Here is a 13,477-nt window from a genome sequence, read left to right as displayed (position 1 = left end):
ATTTTGTGTAAGGTCTGTACCGACTTTCTTACCGACCTGTTCAAGCCCGCGCGTCCAGGCTTTCATGATCGATCAGATCCCGATGGACGGCTAATCCCGTCTATCCGAAAAGTGCATTTGAAGGAGCTTTGCCATGCAGATGAACCCTAACAAAGACACCCAGCTGTGCATGTCCCTTTCAGGGCGCCCCGGGAACTTTGGCCTGCGTTTTCATAATCATCTGTATGAACAACTGGGCCTGAACTTCTACTACAAGGCCTTTGCCAGCCAGGACCTGCCGGGCGCCGTCGCCGGCATTCGCGCCCTGCGCATTCGTGGTTGTGGCGTGTCGATGCCGTTCAAGGAAGCCTGCATTGCCCTGGTGGATGAACTCGACGCCTCTGCCGCCGCCATTCAATCGATCAACACCATCGTCAACACCGACGGTCATCTCAAGGCCTACAACACCGATTACATCGCCGTTGCCCAGTTGCTGGAAAAACACCAGGTGCCCAAGGACTCGAGCTTTGCCCTGCGCGGCAGCGGCGGCATGGCCAAGGCCGTGGCGAGCGCCTTGCGCGATGGCGGCTATGAGAACGGCCTGATCGTGGCCCGCAACGAGCGCGCCGGGCAGGCTCTGGCGCAGTCGTTGGGCTATGAGTGGCAGGCAGAGTTGGGCAGTCGTCGCCCGCAGATGCTGGTTAATGTCACCCCGATCGGCATGACGGGAGGGCCGGAGGCCGAGCAACTGGCCTTCGAGGGCGATGTGATCGAAAAAGCAGGCACCGTCTTCGATGTGGTGGCGATCCCCTCGGAAACGCCGCTTATCGTGCGTGCCCGTGCCGAAGGCAAGCGGGTCATCACCGGGCTGGAAGTGATCGCGATCCAGGCGCTGGAGCAATTTGTGCTCTATACCGGTGTACGGCCGACGGATGAGCAGTTCCAGAAGGCCGTGGCGTTTGCCCGCAGCTAGGAGGTGTCCATGCACCCGCCCATTCTCAATCTGAACACTGTCGAGCTTGAACCGCTGCCCGAAGCGTTTGCGCCGACCGGTGAAACCGCCGGTCGCTATCAGCAGCGTCTGGCCCGTGTCGGTCAGCAACTGGGGGCGCAAAAGCTGGGATATCGCCTGTATGTGCTCGAGCCGGGCATGCGCGGCAGTCCGTTCCACAGTCATCGGGTCAATGAGGAAATGTTCTACGTCGTGGCCGGGGAAGGGCAGGTCCGCCTGGGATCCGAACGCTTTCCAATCCGCGCCGGTGATGTGATCGCCTGTCCACCTGGGGGCCCTGAAAAGGCCCATCAGATCATCAATTCCAGCAACGGCGAGTTGCGCTATCTGGCCGTCAGCACCCAGCAATCGCCGGAGATCTGCGAATACCCGGATTCCGGCAAATATGCCGTGATGGATGACTTCAAGGTCGATGCCGAGGGCAATGCTTCGGGATTTGTTGCGGTGGCCCGGCAGGCCGATGGGGTGGATTACTGGGACGGGGAGTAAGTTCTCACAGGTTCTGTGCCAATCACAAATGCCAGTCAGTCCACAGCTCCACTGTGGGAGCGGGCTTGCCCGCGAAAGCGTCGGCACATCCAGCATTGATGTGACTGACAAACTGCTTTCGCGAGCAAGCCCGCTCCCACAGGTTTTGTGTCAATCACAAATGCCAGTCGGTCCACCGATCCACTGTGGGAGCGGGCTTGCCCGCGAAAACGTCGGCACATCCAACATTGATGTGACTGACAAACTGCTTTCGCGATCAAGCCCGCTCCCACAGGTTTTGTGTCAATCACAAATGCCAGTCGGTCCACCGATCCACTGTGGGAGCGGGCTTGCCCGCGAAAGCGTCGGCACATCCAGCATTGATGTGACTGACAATCCGCTTTCGCGAGCAAGCCCGCTCCCTCAGGTTTTGTGTCAATCTCAAATGTCAGTCAGCCCATAGGTTTTGTGTCAGGCAAAAATCCAGGCTATTCCAGCCGTGCCAACCGCTCTTCCAGCGCCGCAATCCGCGCTTCCAGCTCTTCGATCCGTTCTACCGAAACACCGCTGCTGCCGCGCTCGGACGGGTTCTGCCGGGCCGCCATGATTGCCTCGATATCTGCCGGATCACCGAGGGCGTGGGTATAGCGGTCTTCGCGCTGGCCGGCCTGACGCGGTATCAGCACGGCCAGGCCCCTGGCAATCAGTCGTTCGAGTTGATGCACGACCTGTTCGGCGTCTTCGAATTCATGCATGCGGCCGCTGCGGGTCAGCAGTTCATTGACGGTCTGCGGGCCGCGCAGAAACATCAGCCCGGTCAGGATCACCTGCGCCGGTACCAGTTCCAGGGCCTTGTCGACCTTGTGTTCCCAGCGGTCGGCACGGCTGCCCATCACCAGCCTGGCGAAGCCACGCCCTTCGAGCGCGCGCAGGCTCTGGCCGACCTGGCCCGGCGTCAGGTTCATCACCGGTTCGCGGCTGGTTTTCTGGTTGCAGGCGATCACCAGGGCATTGAGGGTCAGGGGATAGGTTTCCGGGCTGGTGGCCTTTTTCTCGATCAACGAACCCAGAATGCGGATTTCCGTGCTGTTGAGCCGTGGTTCGTCAAAAGTCGTCTCTTGCTCAGTGCTCATGGTTCTGCATCCTTAACCGATTCATGTTTTTCACTTGCGTGGGTGCACTTTGACATCGCCCGTTCGGACTAGGCAAGGCTAACGATTCTGCCGCGTCCCGCTGGCGCCAGACTTCATGCTCAAAGGGGTGTTGCGCCATGCGCGCCCCGCCAAACGAGCAGAAGGCGCCGCGATGGAGTTTGCATTCAGCGACGAACAGGAAATGATCCGCGCATCGGCCGAGGGCTTTCTTGCCGATGTCTCGGATTCTTCGGTGCTTGACGAAGAGGTCCAAACGCCGATTATTTTGTTGGCCTTTATTAACGGTAATTACTGCTGCAATTGTTGCAAAAATATACCTGGGTATTGTGAGTGGCTGATATCGCTCCTATATTTCATCAGCTGGTCGCTGTGATCGGTTTTTACGAGAGCAAAAACAACAAACAAGCATCACCATTAAACTCAGCAAGGAATTGTTTCATGCGAAAAAAACAACGCAATGTTTACAGGTCTGCTCCTCGCTGGATTACTCAGTCCACTTGTCAGCCACGGAAAGCAGATGGAGGATGAGACTGATATTCAAGCACTTGCCACATCTCCTCAATGGTTGACAACCAAGGTTTACATAGAGGGAACCCCGGAAGTAGACGTCAAGGAGAAATATCCGGGTGTTGTTGGAATATCAATGTGGGATCCCGGACGTAATCGCTATGAATTTTTTTATACCGATACCGGGCAATCAAAGTATGACTATGGCGGCGGCGGTTACTTTCTTGTCACCGGTGACAAAACAACGCATATCCTGGTGCCTGATAAAGGAACGGTCAGGACGGTGATCAGAAGACTGGAAAAGTTGAGTGACGAAGAATTCACCTACTCACGAGAGGTGCCTCGTGACATGGTAGACACCAATGCCCCTGTCCGGATCTATGTGGTCCATGCGCCCTACAGAGGACCTTTAAAAACCTCAATGTCGCACTAAACGCCTTTCGGCGGTCATTCATTAAGTAATAATTTCGATATTTCAAAGCGCCCGCTTTAAATGACGCCGCGCTGAAGCAGCATCCATAAAAAAAGTAAAAGGTGCAATATGAGTATGAAGTTCAGAACGCTATTGATGTCTGCGCTACTGTTGGTCGGAATATACTCCGCTGGCGCCCATGCACAGCCGACAACGCCTTCGGTCGCAAAAGATACTATCGCCACGCCAGATAATGCACTCATGCTGACTGTTTTCCTGAAACACGATCAATCGCGACCATTGGGACAGTTGAAAGAGCAACTCGCCAAACAGGAATTTTACAAGGTGTTCCCTCCTGCCGGGGTGGAGGTTGTCAGCTGGAATATAACCATGGGTATAGGACAGGTCATCGTTCTACGCCTGCCTGCCTCGCGTCTCGCAGCGGTCAACCTCGCACTTGAAAACACCGCGTGGGGAAGTTACCGGACAGAATTTTTTCCGACCTATGATTTCAAAGAAATAGCCTTGGCAGAGCAAAAGAAAGTGCGAGAAGCCAAGTCTACCCAGTAATCATAGAGCCAATGCGCAGCGTCTTGAACCTGTACTAATGGGCATGAAGGTTAGCGACGACGATGAGCTTTTGTACCTGAAAATGGACGAGCGTCATTACCGCGTGCTGGTGCAGGAAAACGCCGAGAAGGGCTTCGGTGCCTGCGGCTGGGATGGCCTGGTGGTCGGCTGGGACCGCCACACGCCGTTCGAAAGCACCATGGTCTAACACGGGCGGTGCCAAGGTGGATGCGCGGATCATCAACACCAGTTCCGGCGCAGGTTTGCAGGGCTCCATTGGACAGTCCAATTATGCGGCGGCCAAGGCGGTATTGCCTCGCTGACGCTGGTGCAGGCGGCTGAACCGCGTCGTTACGGGATGACCGAGCAGGTGTTCGCCGACACCATGAAAAAGCCTGAAGAGGGCTTCGACTACTTCGCCCCGGAAAACGTCGCGCCGTTGGTGGTGTGGCTGGGTTCCGAGGCGTCCGCCGAGGTGACCGGGCAGATGTTCGAAGTCGAGGGCGGCAAGTTGTCGATCGCCGATGGTTGGCGCCGTGGCCCGCAACTGGATCGGCAGGGCCGCTGGGCGGTTGGCGAGATGGGCGATGCCGTCGCGCAACTGCTGACGCAAGCGGTCCCGGCGGCCAAAGTGTACGGCAGCTGAAAAAGACCGGTCTCAGATGGGCGGCGCACGGCTATAATCGGCCAAAATCGAACCCCTGTGGGAGCGAGCTTGCTCCGGGCGGCGTTCCGACGATGGACTCCAGCGCGATGCGTGTATTCAGACAGAACGCGTTATCGTTCACGTCCATCGCGAGCAAGCTCGCTCCCACAGGTTTCCCGCGATCTTCCCGTCATCACACGAGACCTGCCATGACCATTTCCCTGTACGACGCTTCCGTGCCTGTTTTCCAGCAAATGCTCAACGCCCTGAGCGATGTACTGAAAAAGGCCGAGGCTCACGCCACCGAAAAAAACATCGACCCTAACGCCTTCCTGCAAGCTCGCCTGTTCCCGGACATGTTCCCGCTGGTGCGCCAGGTGCAGATCGCCGTTGATTTCGCCAAGGGTGTTTCTTCGCGTCTGGCCGAAGTTGAAGTGCCGAAGTACGACGACACCGAAACCACTTTCGCCGAACTGCAAGCGCTGCTGAGCAAAGTTCTGGCTTACATCGGCGAGTTCACGCCGGAGCAGATCAACGGCAAGGAAGGCATCGAGATCGTCACCCGTCCGGGCACGCCGAAAGAGAAGCGCTTCAGTGGCCAAGCCTACCTGCTGACCTACGGCCTGCCGCAGTTCTTCTTCCACGTCACCACCACTTACGCACTGCTGCGCCACAATGGCGTGGAAGTGGGCAAGCGCGACTACATGGGCGCGTTCTAAACCGCCCAGGTACAAAAAAGCCCGCCAAGGTTCACGCCTTGGCGGGCTTTTTCATACACGCATATGTTTCAAATACACCGCCGACCCTGTGGGAGCGGCGGTGCGACGACTCGACTTGCCCGCGATGGCGGTGTAACCTTCAACATTGATGTTGACTGACCCACCGCTATCGCGAGCAAGCTCGCTCCCACAGGGATTTGTGTCAGGCCAGGCGTTCTGTTTTTGCCTCTTCACCCAGGCAAGCCGCCGCGGTGAACAGCACATCGGTAGACGAGTTCAGCGCGGTTTCCGCCGAGTCCTGCAACACGCCGATGATGAACCCGACCGCCACCACCTGCATGGCGATTTCGCTCGGGATGCCGAACAGGCTGCACGCCAGCGGAATCAGCAACAGCGAACCACCGGCCACACCCGAGGCGCCACAGGCGCAGATCGCCGCAACCACGCTCAGCAGAATCGCGGTCGGAATGTCCACGGCGATGCCCAGGGTGTGCACCGCCGCCAGGGTCAGCACCGTGATGGTGATCGCCGCGCCCGCCATATTGATGGTCGCGCCCAGCGGGATCGATACCGAGTAGGTGTCTTCGTGCAGGCCCAGGCGCTTGCTCAGTTCCAGGTTGACCGGAATGTTCGCCGCCGAACTGCGGGTGAAGAAGGCGGTGATGCCGCTTTCGCGCAGGCAGGTCAGCACCAGCGGGTACGGGTTGCGGCGCAGTTTCCAGAAGACAATGATCGGGTTCATCACCAGTGCCACGAACAGCATGCAGCCCAGCAGCACGGCCAGCAGGTGCGCGTAGCCGATCAAGGCGCCGAAGCCGGAGGTGGCCAGGGTCGAGGCCACCAGGCCGAAGATGCCCAGCGGGGCGAAGCTGATCACCAGGCGCACGATCACGGTCACGCCATTGGACAGGTCGCCCAGCACTTCACGAGTGGTGTCGCCGGCATGGCGGATGGCGATGCCCATGCCGATGGCCCACGCCAGAATGCCGATGAAATTGGCGTTCATCAGCGCGCTGACCGGATTGTCGACCACGCTCAGCAACAGGCTTTGCAGCACTTCGCCAATTCCGCCCGGCGCTGTGACCGCGACGTCCTGAGTCGACAGCACAAGGCTCGACGGGAACGTCATGCTGGCAACCACCGCGACCACGGCGGCGGCGAAAGTGCCCAGCAGATACAGGAACAGAATCGGCCGGATGTGGGTTTCCTGGCCGTGCTTGTGGTTGGCAATCGACGCCATGACCAGCACGAACACCAGAATCGGCGCGACGGCTTTCAGCGCGGAGACAAACACTTTGCCGATGAACGCCGTGGATTTGGCCACGTCGGGGGCAAACAGGGCCAGGGCAATACCGGCGATCAGGCCGATCACGATCTGCGTGACCAGGCTCAAGCGTTTAAGGCGGTGCAATAGAGAGGGGGATGAAGCAGTCATAAAACAGCATCTCTGATTTTTTATTAATGCATGGTTTCGCAGGTTTGCGGCAACAAGCAGGGCAGGCCACAGGCAGGAAACCGAGAAGGAAACACAGGGATCAATGTCTTTTAAGGTGTTGAACGTCGCATTTCTTGTGGGAGCGAGCTTGCTCGCGATGACGGTATAACCTTCAACATTGATGTTGACTGATCCATCGCTATCGCGATCAAGCTCGCTCCCACAGGTTTTGCCCTTAAATAATCGGCATTAACCACAGGGTGTACTTTTTTCAGGGCGCGGACTTTATCACAGCGCAGGTACGATCCTTCAGACCTGTGACGAACTGACGCCCTGGTCTTCAACGCGAATTGCAGGTTCGTGCAACCGCATCCGAAAACACTCTGTTAAGATTCGCCATCCTCATTTTCATGTCTGCCAGTGGGCCTTCGGGCTATCGCTGGTGTCGTCGTTTTCTGGAGTTGTGCATGCGGTTGTTGCCCATTCTTCTGTTGTCTGCCGCCGGTTTCACGGTGCTGACCACGGAATTCATCATCGTTGGCCTGTTGCCGGCGATCGCCAGGGACCTGGAAGTCAGCATCCCGCAGGCCGGTTTGCTGGTGACCTTGTTCGCTTTCACCGTGGCCGCGTTCGGGCCGTTCCTCACGGCCTGGTTCGCCCGCTTCGAGCGACGCAAGCTGTTCATCTCGGTGCTGATCCTGTTTGGCCTGGCCAATACGCTGGCGGCGCTGGCGCCGAACATCTGGGTGATGGCGTTTGCCCGGTTGATCCCGGCGCTGGGGTTGCCGGTGTTCTGGGCGCTGGCCAGCGAGACGGCGGTGGACATCGTCGGGCCGGATTACGCCGGTCGCGCCATTGCCAAGATCGGCTTCGGCATCGTCTGCGCCACGGTGTTCGGCATTCCGGTGGGCACGCTGATTTCCGATGCGTTCGGCTGGCGCAGTGCCTTTGCGATACTGGCGGTCATCGCCTTTGCCAAGGCGTTGCTGCTGTTTATCTACTTGCCCAGGACCAATCTGCACCAGCATCAGGTGAGCTTCCTGTCGCAGTTCAAGATCCTGCGCAGCCCGCTGATGCTCGGTCATGTGCTGTTGTCGGTGATCGTGTTCAGCGGCATGTTCACGGCCTACACCTATCTGGCCGACATCCTCGAGCGTCTGGCCGGCTTCAACGGCACCGTGGTCGGCTGGTGCCTGATGGGCTTCGGTGCGGTCGGGTTGATCGGCAACTCCCTGGGCGGCCGGGCGGTGGATCGGCATCCGCTGATGGCGTCGATGATGTTCTGCGCGTTCATGATTGCCGGCCTGGTGGCGCTGGTGCCGAACATCCATTCGCCGCTCGGTCTGGCGGCGGCGATGGGCATCTGGGGCGTGACTCAGGCGGCGTTGTTCCTGGTCAGCCATGTGCGTCTGATGAAAGCCGCGCCCGAAGCGCCGGCATTTGCCGCGTCGCTGAACATCGCCGGGGCCAACCTCGGCATCGGCCTGGGCGCGATGATCGGTGGCCGGGTGATCGACAGCGTCGGTCTGCAAGGCCTTGGCTTTGCCGCCGCCGCTTTCATTCTGGCTTCGATCCTGCTGGCCATCGCCCTGATGACGTTCAAGCCGCGCGAAGCGGTTACAGCGCTGTAAACAGCTCGCGTCGGGCACCTTCGGTAATGGCGACAATGCCGGGGTGCTTGACCTTGCGCTCCACTGAGATGGCATAGAACGACTCGCTCACCGCGTCGGTCTGGCCGATCACTTGCACGCCATACTGGCGTTGCACTTCATCGGCAATCACGCTCGGGCCGATGAAGATCCCGCTGCCGGATTGGCCGAAGGCCTGCATCAGGGCGCTATCGTCGAACTCGCCGACAATCTGCGGCTGGATCTGCTGCTCGGCGAACCAGCGCTGCAAACGGCTGCGCACCACGGTTTCCGGGCCGGGAATCAGCAGCGGCGCGCCGTGCAGGTTGCGCGGGAAGTCCTGACCGAAACGTGCCGCCAGCTCAGGGGTGGCGAAGAAGCTGATTCCGCACTCACCCAGTTTCTGGCTGTAGCCCTTGATGTCCAGGTGCGACGGCATCGGGCTGTCGGAGATCACCAGGTCCAGGCGCTGGATCGCCAGGTCGGCCAACAAACGTTCAAGCTTGTCCTCGCGGCAGGTGATGCGCAGCGGTTCGCTCAGCTCCATTGTCGGGGCGATCAGGCGATAGACGATGGACTTGGGCACCACGTCGGCCACGCCGACGCGAAACAGAATCTGCTGTTCATTGGGTTGTGCCCGCAGCATCAATTCCAGTTCACCGCCCAGCTGGAACATTTGCTCGGCGTAGGGCAGTGCCTGGCGTCCGGCCTCGGTCAGTTCGAGTTGCCGTCCGACGCGCCGAAACAACTCGATGCCAAAGGTCTGTTCCAGCAATGAAATCTGCCCGCTGATGGTTTGCGGTGTGAGGTTCAGTTGTTCGCAGGCGCGCACGATGCTGCCGGTCTTGGCCACCACCCAGAAGTAATGCAGTTGTCGGTAATTCAACATAGGTACGTAGTCCCTGTAGGAGCTGCCGAAGGCTGCGATCTTTTGATTTAAAGATCGCAGCCTTCGGCAGCTCCTACATAAAAGCAAGAAGGTCTGGATTCGTAAAAGCCGAAGTATAGCCGCTGAAAATACGAATTTTCCTGAAGTGTTTGCTTCCCTAGAATGCATCGCTATCAACGGGCCATCGTTTAGGTCCCGTTCGTTCTATCGAGGGAGCATCATGAAAATTAAAGCCACGGCGCTGTTGATCACATCTTTACTGGTACTGGCCGGTTGCGACCAGGCCGAGAAAAGCGCGCAACAGTTGATGGGCAAGGCCGCCGAAAGCGCCAAACAGGCGATTGACGATACCCACAAGGCCGCCGAACAGGCGCTCAGCGATGCCACCGGCGGGTTGCTCAGCAAAAAAGAATCACCGGAAAAAGAATCGGAAAAAACCGAATCTTCCTCCCAGGAAATCTAAACCGTATTACAACGAGTCAGGACTGACCCATGGACTACCTTTTACAACTTGCCGCCAGCCCCACTGCCTGGGTTGCCCTGGCCACCCTGGTGGTGATGGAAATCGTGCTCGGCATCGATAACCTGATCTTCATCTCGATCCTGACCAACAAGCTGCCCGAGCAACACCGACAGAAGGCGCGGCGCATCGGTATCGGCATGGCGCTGATCCTGCGATTGGGCTTGTTAAGCACCATCGCGTTCATCGTCCAGTTGACCGCTCCGGTGATCGAGATTCTCGGCCACGCGTTTTCCTGGAAAGACATGATCCTGATCGCCGGTGGTCTGTTCCTGTTGTGGAAGGCGACCACCGAGATCCATCACAGCATGGACCCGGCGCCGGATGATCCGACGTCGAAGACATCCACCGTGACCCTGGGCTTTGCTGCGGCGATCGGCCAGATCCTGATGCTGGACATGGTGTTCTCCATCGACAGCATCATTACCGCTGTCGGCATGACCGAGCATTTGCCGATCATGATCATCGCGGTGGTGGTGTCGGTGCTGGTGATGCTGTTTGCGGCTGATCCGCTGGCCAAGTTCATCAACGACAACCCGACGGTGGTGATGCTGGCCCTGGGCTTCCTGATCATGATCGGCATGACCCTGATTGCCGAAGGCTTCGGCGCCCATGTACCGAAAGGCTACGTCTATGCGGCCATGGCATTCTCGGCTTCGATCGAGGTGTTGAACATGATGTCCCGCCGGGCCCGGCAGAAGCAGGTCAACGCTGACGCTTGACGGTAGATGAATACGAAACGGCCGCCTGAACCCAGGCGGCCGTTTTCGTTTGTGTGAGGAAAGTCAGTGCGCGTTGGCGTGTTGGCTTCGCGTCTGGTCCGCCTCTGGCACCGTGACGGGCGGGGCAGGGTGATGGTGGCGGCGAGTGATGCGCAGCACGCCCCACAGCATGGCGGTGGCTACTGCCAGCCAGCTGCCAATCAACATCGCAATGATCATGGTCAGGCTCATTTGTGCCTCCTCTTTGCCCTGCTGCGGGCACACGCGCTTCGCTGTCGTCTCTTTAGCAATCAGTCTAGCCCTTGATGCATTTCAGACTATTGACCGAAAGTCGGCAGTCACCAACCAGTTCGCTCTATCGAATGCACTCGACTACCGTTTAGAGCTATACCCGGGCAGCGCGGCGACCTATGATCGACGACCGAGCCGGGAATGGGATTGCCTGGCGTCTGAACCTGAACAAGAGAGAGCTGATGGTGCGGGTATTTTCTCGAATTTTGTCGGCCATGCTGATGGCCGGTTGCGTGGCAAGTCTGGCGGGCTGCGCCGGGAGTGTTGCGCCCGAGATCAAGCGTTTGCCGGAGCGAGTCGAACTCAGCGGCCGATTCTACCGGGGCGATGCGTATCAAAGCGGGCCGCAGGTGCTGGCCAGCATGCTGTCCCAGCAGGGCATCGTGATTACTCCAGGCCTGCTCGAAAAGCCCTTGCATTTGCCGGGGGGCGAAGCGCAGTTGCAACAGAACATGCAGAACCTGGCCCGTGAGTACGGGATGGTGGTTTATCCCCTCGACAGCAACCTTACGGCCCTGTTGACGCAGGTCGCTGCCGGTTATCCGGTGATGGTGCGCTTCACCGAGGGCTCGGCGATGTGGGCCGAACCGCGTTACGCCATTCTGGCCGGCTACAACCGCCAGAAGCAGACGGTCCTGTTGCGCGCGGGGATGGATCGCCGCGAACTGATGAGCTTCAGCGCCTTCGAGTCGGCATTCAAGGACGCCGGTGGCTGGGCTGTGCTGATCCAGAATCCGACGCAGATCCCGGCTCAGGTCGATCAGCAGCGTTGGCTCAAGGCTGCCAACGATCTGGCTCAGGCCGGCCAGGAACAAGCGGCCGCGAAGGCTAAAAGGGCCTTGGCTGCACACTGAGTCCGTTGGTCACCCGGCGGGCACCATCGCTCGCCGCCAGCCTCTGATCTTCAAGGGCCCGGATTATTGTTCCGGGCCTAGATCAGGAGGCACCCATGGCTCACTCCACAACGCCCGTCGGTCCACACTCGTCTGAACATTCCTCTGGCGATGAGCTGGGTTTCGATCCCGACTCCCCGGACCTTGCCGATCCTCAGGTCGACCCGATCGGGCCCGCCAAGGCACCGAGGGACGTGAAGCCGGGTGACAACCCCAAGGCTCCGGCCAAGCCCTACGATCCACTGGGTGATCTGAAACCTTAGGTCCAATGGAGGTGTGTATGTCTACCGATTCCAGTTTCGACGACAAACGTCCGGAAACCGTCCCCACGACCCCCGAGCAAAGCACCGATCCGGTGATGGATCCGGACAGCTCGTTGCGCGATCCCCTGGCGCGACCAACCGTGGTGCCCACTGAAAAGCCGAAAGGTTGGAGAGATCCAAGTACCGGCGACGGCATCCCGGATGATGACCAGATGCCGCTGCCCAACGACTGAATAGCCGGCAAAAAAAGCCCCGAGTGATCGGGGCTTTTTCATGTGTCTGCAGCAAGGTTACTTCGACGCTTCAACCACGCCGGTCTGCCGCTGCTTGAGGTTCTTGTCTGCCTTGTACTGCAATGCAACGGAAGGCACCTGCGCGCTCTTTCCGCTTTCTACCCAGTTACGCATGCGCGTGGCATCGGCAAAGTGGGTGTACTTGCCATAGGCGTCAAGGATCACCAGGGCCACCGGGCGGTTGCTCATTCGGGTCACCAGCACCAGGCAGTGGCCTGCTTCGTTGGTGAAACCGGTTTTTGTCAGCAGGATGTCCCAGTCCGGCTTGCGGACCAAATGGTCGGTGTTGCGGAAACCCAGGCTGTAGTTCGGTTTACGGAACGAAACGGTCTTTTCCTTGGTTGTACTCAGCTCGGTCAGCAACGGGTACTTGTGCGCGGCGATCAACAGCTTGCTCAGGTCGCGAGCAGTGGACACGTTGCGCGGGGAGAGACCGGTTGGTTCGACGAAATGCGTGTTGGTCATGCCCAGTGCCCGGGCCTTGGCGTTCATGGCCGCGATGAACGCGGCATAGCCGCCCGGATAGTGGTGCGCCAGAGTCGCGGCGGCGCGGTTTTCCGAGGACATCAGGGCAATCAGCAGCATTTCCCGGCGCGGCAGTTCGCTGCGCAGCTTGACCCGGGAGTACACGCCTTTCATTTCCGGTGTGTCGCTGATGTTGACGTCGATGTATTCGTCCATGTTCTGTCGGGATTCAACCACGACCAGGCCAGTCATCAACTTGCTGACGGAAGCGATCGGCACCACCACGTCAGGGTTGCTGGCATAGATGACTTTGTTGGTCTGCATGTCCAGCAGCAGGGAGCTGCCGGAAGCGAGCTTGAGTGTCTTCGTATCTCGTGGCGCTGCGGTGGTCTCGTCAGCACTGGCGATGGGCGTGAGGAAAGTCCCTGTAACTGCAAAAAATAGGCTCAGGATGGAAAGACGGATTTTCACGCTGGCAGACTCACAAAGTGTTGATAAGCCGTTTTGTAACGGGCTATTTCTTAAAAAGCGCGACATTCTGGAGTATGGCTGAATAACTGTCGATGGTTGTTCAAACAACAGGCGAAAGTCCTGAGAAACATGAAAAAAAT

The 13,477-nt window shown here is 58.6% G+C and carries 18 protein-coding genes and 1 pseudogene; 14 read left to right on the top strand and 5 right to left on the bottom strand.

The features are described from left to right. Nucleotides 1–133: 133 nt before the first annotated feature. Both KW841_RS19575 and KW841_RS19570 read left to right on the top strand, forming a co-directional pair. Entirely contained in the window at nucleotides 134–952 is an 819-nt protein-coding gene (locus KW841_RS19575; protein WP_218479217.1) for a shikimate 5-dehydrogenase, read from the top strand. A 9-nt stretch (nucleotides 953–961) separates the two neighbouring features. Next, on the top strand, nucleotides 962–1,480 hold the full coding sequence (locus KW841_RS19570) for a cupin domain-containing protein (protein ID WP_218479214.1): 519 nt from the start codon (nucleotides 962–964) through the stop codon (nucleotides 1,478–1,480). A 467-nt stretch (nucleotides 1,481–1,947) separates the two neighbouring features. On the opposite strand, the gene KW841_RS19565 is transcribed toward KW841_RS19570, so the two are convergent. Next, the gene (locus KW841_RS19565; protein ID WP_116581577.1) at nucleotides 1,948–2,592 is read right to left on the bottom strand and encodes a YceH family protein; all 645 of its coding nucleotides are present in this window, start codon (nucleotides 2,590–2,592) and stop codon (nucleotides 1,948–1,950) included. A 115-nt stretch (nucleotides 2,593–2,707) separates the two neighbouring features. Here KW841_RS19565 and KW841_RS19560 point away from each other — a divergent pair, with 115 nt between their 5' ends. The 6 genes and pseudogenes from KW841_RS19560 (at nucleotide 2,708) to KW841_RS19535 (ending at nucleotide 5,467) form a co-directional block, all read left to right on the top strand. Then, nucleotides 2,708–2,986 (top strand): hypothetical protein, encoded by a 279-nt coding sequence (locus KW841_RS19560; protein WP_218479476.1) that lies wholly within the window; start codon nucleotides 2,708–2,710, stop codon nucleotides 2,984–2,986. A gap of 84 nt (nucleotides 2,987–3,070) precedes the next feature. Further along, nucleotides 3,071–3,553, top strand: a complete 483-nt coding sequence (locus tag KW841_RS19555) for a DUF4822 domain-containing protein (RefSeq protein WP_218479212.1) — start codon at nucleotides 3,071–3,073, stop codon at nucleotides 3,551–3,553. Between the two features lie 108 nt (nucleotides 3,554–3,661). Next, nucleotides 3,662–4,102 (top strand): hypothetical protein, encoded by a 441-nt coding sequence (locus KW841_RS19550; protein ID WP_371319523.1) that lies wholly within the window; start codon nucleotides 3,662–3,664, stop codon nucleotides 4,100–4,102. Between the two features lie 37 nt (nucleotides 4,103–4,139). After that, nucleotides 4,140–4,310 (top strand): hypothetical protein, encoded by a 171-nt coding sequence (locus KW841_RS19545; RefSeq protein ID WP_256357881.1) that lies wholly within the window; start codon nucleotides 4,140–4,142, stop codon nucleotides 4,308–4,310. 4 nt (nucleotides 4,311–4,314) lie between these two features. Beyond that, a pseudogene (locus KW841_RS19540) lies at nucleotides 4,315–4,748 on the top strand (SDR family NAD(P)-dependent oxidoreductase); the annotation flags it as partial. A gap of 209 nt (nucleotides 4,749–4,957) precedes the next feature. Further along, nucleotides 4,958–5,467 (top strand): DUF1993 family protein, encoded by a 510-nt coding sequence (locus tag KW841_RS19535; RefSeq protein ID WP_007977144.1) that lies wholly within the window; start codon nucleotides 4,958–4,960, stop codon nucleotides 5,465–5,467. 202 nt (nucleotides 5,468–5,669) lie between these two features. Here KW841_RS19535 and sstT read toward each other — a convergent pair whose 3' ends face one another. Next, nucleotides 5,670–6,902, bottom strand: a complete 1,233-nt coding sequence (gene sstT / locus KW841_RS19530) for a serine/threonine transporter SstT (protein WP_218479206.1) — start codon at nucleotides 6,900–6,902, stop codon at nucleotides 5,670–5,672. Nucleotides 6,903–7,369: 467 nt separating this feature from the next. On the opposite strand from sstT, the gene KW841_RS19525 reads away from it, so the two are divergent. After that, a complete protein-coding gene (locus tag KW841_RS19525; protein WP_104447859.1) occupies nucleotides 7,370–8,533 on the top strand; it encodes an MFS transporter in 1,164 nt (387 codons plus the stop codon). On the opposite strand, the gene nhaR is transcribed toward KW841_RS19525, so the two are convergent. After that, nucleotides 8,520–9,419 carry a transcriptional activator NhaR gene (gene nhaR, locus KW841_RS19520; RefSeq protein WP_007977140.1) on the bottom strand — a complete coding sequence of 300 codons (900 nt, stop codon included), beginning with the start codon at nucleotides 9,417–9,419 and terminating at the stop codon, nucleotides 8,520–8,522. The genes KW841_RS19525 and nhaR overlap by 14 nt on opposite strands. Before the next feature lie 220 nt (nucleotides 9,420–9,639). On the opposite strand from nhaR, the gene KW841_RS19515 reads away from it, so the two are divergent. Further along, complete coding sequence (locus tag KW841_RS19515; RefSeq protein WP_218479204.1) at nucleotides 9,640–9,882, top strand: hypothetical protein; 243 nt, start codon at nucleotides 9,640–9,642, stop codon at nucleotides 9,880–9,882. 29 nt (nucleotides 9,883–9,911) lie between these two features. Continuing rightward, the gene (locus KW841_RS19510; protein WP_007977136.1) at nucleotides 9,912–10,661 is read left to right on the top strand and encodes a TerC family protein; all 750 of its coding nucleotides are present in this window, start codon (nucleotides 9,912–9,914) and stop codon (nucleotides 10,659–10,661) included. A 63-nt stretch (nucleotides 10,662–10,724) separates the two neighbouring features. Here the strand turns inward: KW841_RS19510 and KW841_RS19505 are convergent, their stop codons facing one another. Beyond that, nucleotides 10,725–10,892, bottom strand: coding sequence for a hypothetical protein (locus tag KW841_RS19505; protein ID WP_007977134.1), 168 nt, complete (start codon nucleotides 10,890–10,892; stop codon nucleotides 10,725–10,727). Between the two features lie 179 nt (nucleotides 10,893–11,071). Here KW841_RS19505 and KW841_RS19500 point away from each other — a divergent pair, with 179 nt between their 5' ends. The 3 genes from KW841_RS19500 to KW841_RS19490 all read left to right on the top strand — a co-directional run bounded on the left by KW841_RS19500 (nucleotide 11,072) and on the right by KW841_RS19490 (nucleotide 12,341). Continuing rightward, nucleotides 11,072–11,806 (top strand): peptidase C39 family protein, encoded by a 735-nt coding sequence (locus KW841_RS19500; protein ID WP_218479202.1) that lies wholly within the window; start codon nucleotides 11,072–11,074, stop codon nucleotides 11,804–11,806. 95 nt (nucleotides 11,807–11,901) lie between these two features. Further along, nucleotides 11,902–12,108 (top strand): DUF6021 family protein, encoded by a 207-nt coding sequence (locus KW841_RS19495; RefSeq protein ID WP_015094297.1) that lies wholly within the window; start codon nucleotides 11,902–11,904, stop codon nucleotides 12,106–12,108. 17 nt (nucleotides 12,109–12,125) lie between these two features. After that, nucleotides 12,126–12,341: a hypothetical protein gene (locus tag KW841_RS19490; RefSeq protein WP_218479198.1), complete on the top strand. Its 216-nt coding sequence runs from the start codon at nucleotides 12,126–12,128 to the stop codon at nucleotides 12,339–12,341. Nucleotides 12,342–12,398: 57 nt separating this feature from the next. Here KW841_RS19490 and pbpG read toward each other — a convergent pair whose 3' ends face one another. After that, nucleotides 12,399–13,337 carry a D-alanyl-D-alanine endopeptidase gene (gene pbpG / locus KW841_RS19485; protein ID WP_218479194.1) on the bottom strand — a complete coding sequence of 313 codons (939 nt, stop codon included), beginning with the start codon at nucleotides 13,335–13,337 and terminating at the stop codon, nucleotides 12,399–12,401. Nucleotides 13,338–13,477: the final 140 nt, after the last annotated feature.

The sequence above is a fragment of the Pseudomonas sp. PDM28 genome (genome assembly GCF_019219115.1).
Taxonomy (GTDB): domain Bacteria; phylum Pseudomonadota; class Gammaproteobacteria; order Pseudomonadales; family Pseudomonadaceae; genus Aquipseudomonas; species Aquipseudomonas laurylsulfatiphila.
This window is presented reverse-complemented; position numbering and strand designations above follow the sequence as displayed.

Bases quoted from the DNA above. Each gene is read 5' to 3' on its own strand.
- KW841_RS19575 (WP_218479217.1), top strand. From the start codon at position 134: ATGCAGATGAACCCTAACAAAGACACCCAGCTGTGCATGTCCCTTTCA.
- KW841_RS19570 (WP_218479214.1), top strand. From the start codon at position 962: ATGCACCCGCCCATTCTCAATCTGAACACTGTCGAGCTTGAACCGCTG.
- KW841_RS19565 (WP_116581577.1), bottom strand. From the start codon at position 2,592: ATGAGCACTGAGCAAGAGACGACTTTTGACGAACCACGGCTCAACAGC.
- KW841_RS19560 (WP_218479476.1), top strand. From the start codon at position 2,708: ATGCTCAAAGGGGTGTTGCGCCATGCGCGCCCCGCCAAACGAGCAGAA.
- KW841_RS19555 (WP_218479212.1), top strand. From the start codon at position 3,071: ATGTTTACAGGTCTGCTCCTCGCTGGATTACTCAGTCCACTTGTCAGC.
- KW841_RS19550 (WP_371319523.1), top strand. From the start codon at position 3,662: ATGAGTATGAAGTTCAGAACGCTATTGATGTCTGCGCTACTGTTGGTC.
- KW841_RS19545 (WP_256357881.1), top strand. From the start codon at position 4,140: ATGGGCATGAAGGTTAGCGACGACGATGAGCTTTTGTACCTGAAAATG.
- KW841_RS19535 (WP_007977144.1), top strand. From the start codon at position 4,958: ATGACCATTTCCCTGTACGACGCTTCCGTGCCTGTTTTCCAGCAAATG.
- sstT (WP_218479206.1), bottom strand. From the start codon at position 6,902: ATGACTGCTTCATCCCCCTCTCTATTGCACCGCCTTAAACGCTTGAGC.
- KW841_RS19525 (WP_104447859.1), top strand. From the start codon at position 7,370: ATGCGGTTGTTGCCCATTCTTCTGTTGTCTGCCGCCGGTTTCACGGTG.
- nhaR (WP_007977140.1), bottom strand. From the start codon at position 9,419: ATGTTGAATTACCGACAACTGCATTACTTCTGGGTGGTGGCCAAGACC.
- KW841_RS19515 (WP_218479204.1), top strand. From the start codon at position 9,640: ATGAAAATTAAAGCCACGGCGCTGTTGATCACATCTTTACTGGTACTG.
- KW841_RS19510 (WP_007977136.1), top strand. From the start codon at position 9,912: ATGGACTACCTTTTACAACTTGCCGCCAGCCCCACTGCCTGGGTTGCC.
- KW841_RS19505 (WP_007977134.1), bottom strand. From the start codon at position 10,892: ATGAGCCTGACCATGATCATTGCGATGTTGATTGGCAGCTGGCTGGCA.
- KW841_RS19500 (WP_218479202.1), top strand. From the start codon at position 11,072: ATGATCGACGACCGAGCCGGGAATGGGATTGCCTGGCGTCTGAACCTG.
- KW841_RS19495 (WP_015094297.1), top strand. From the start codon at position 11,902: ATGGCTCACTCCACAACGCCCGTCGGTCCACACTCGTCTGAACATTCC.
- KW841_RS19490 (WP_218479198.1), top strand. From the start codon at position 12,126: ATGTCTACCGATTCCAGTTTCGACGACAAACGTCCGGAAACCGTCCCC.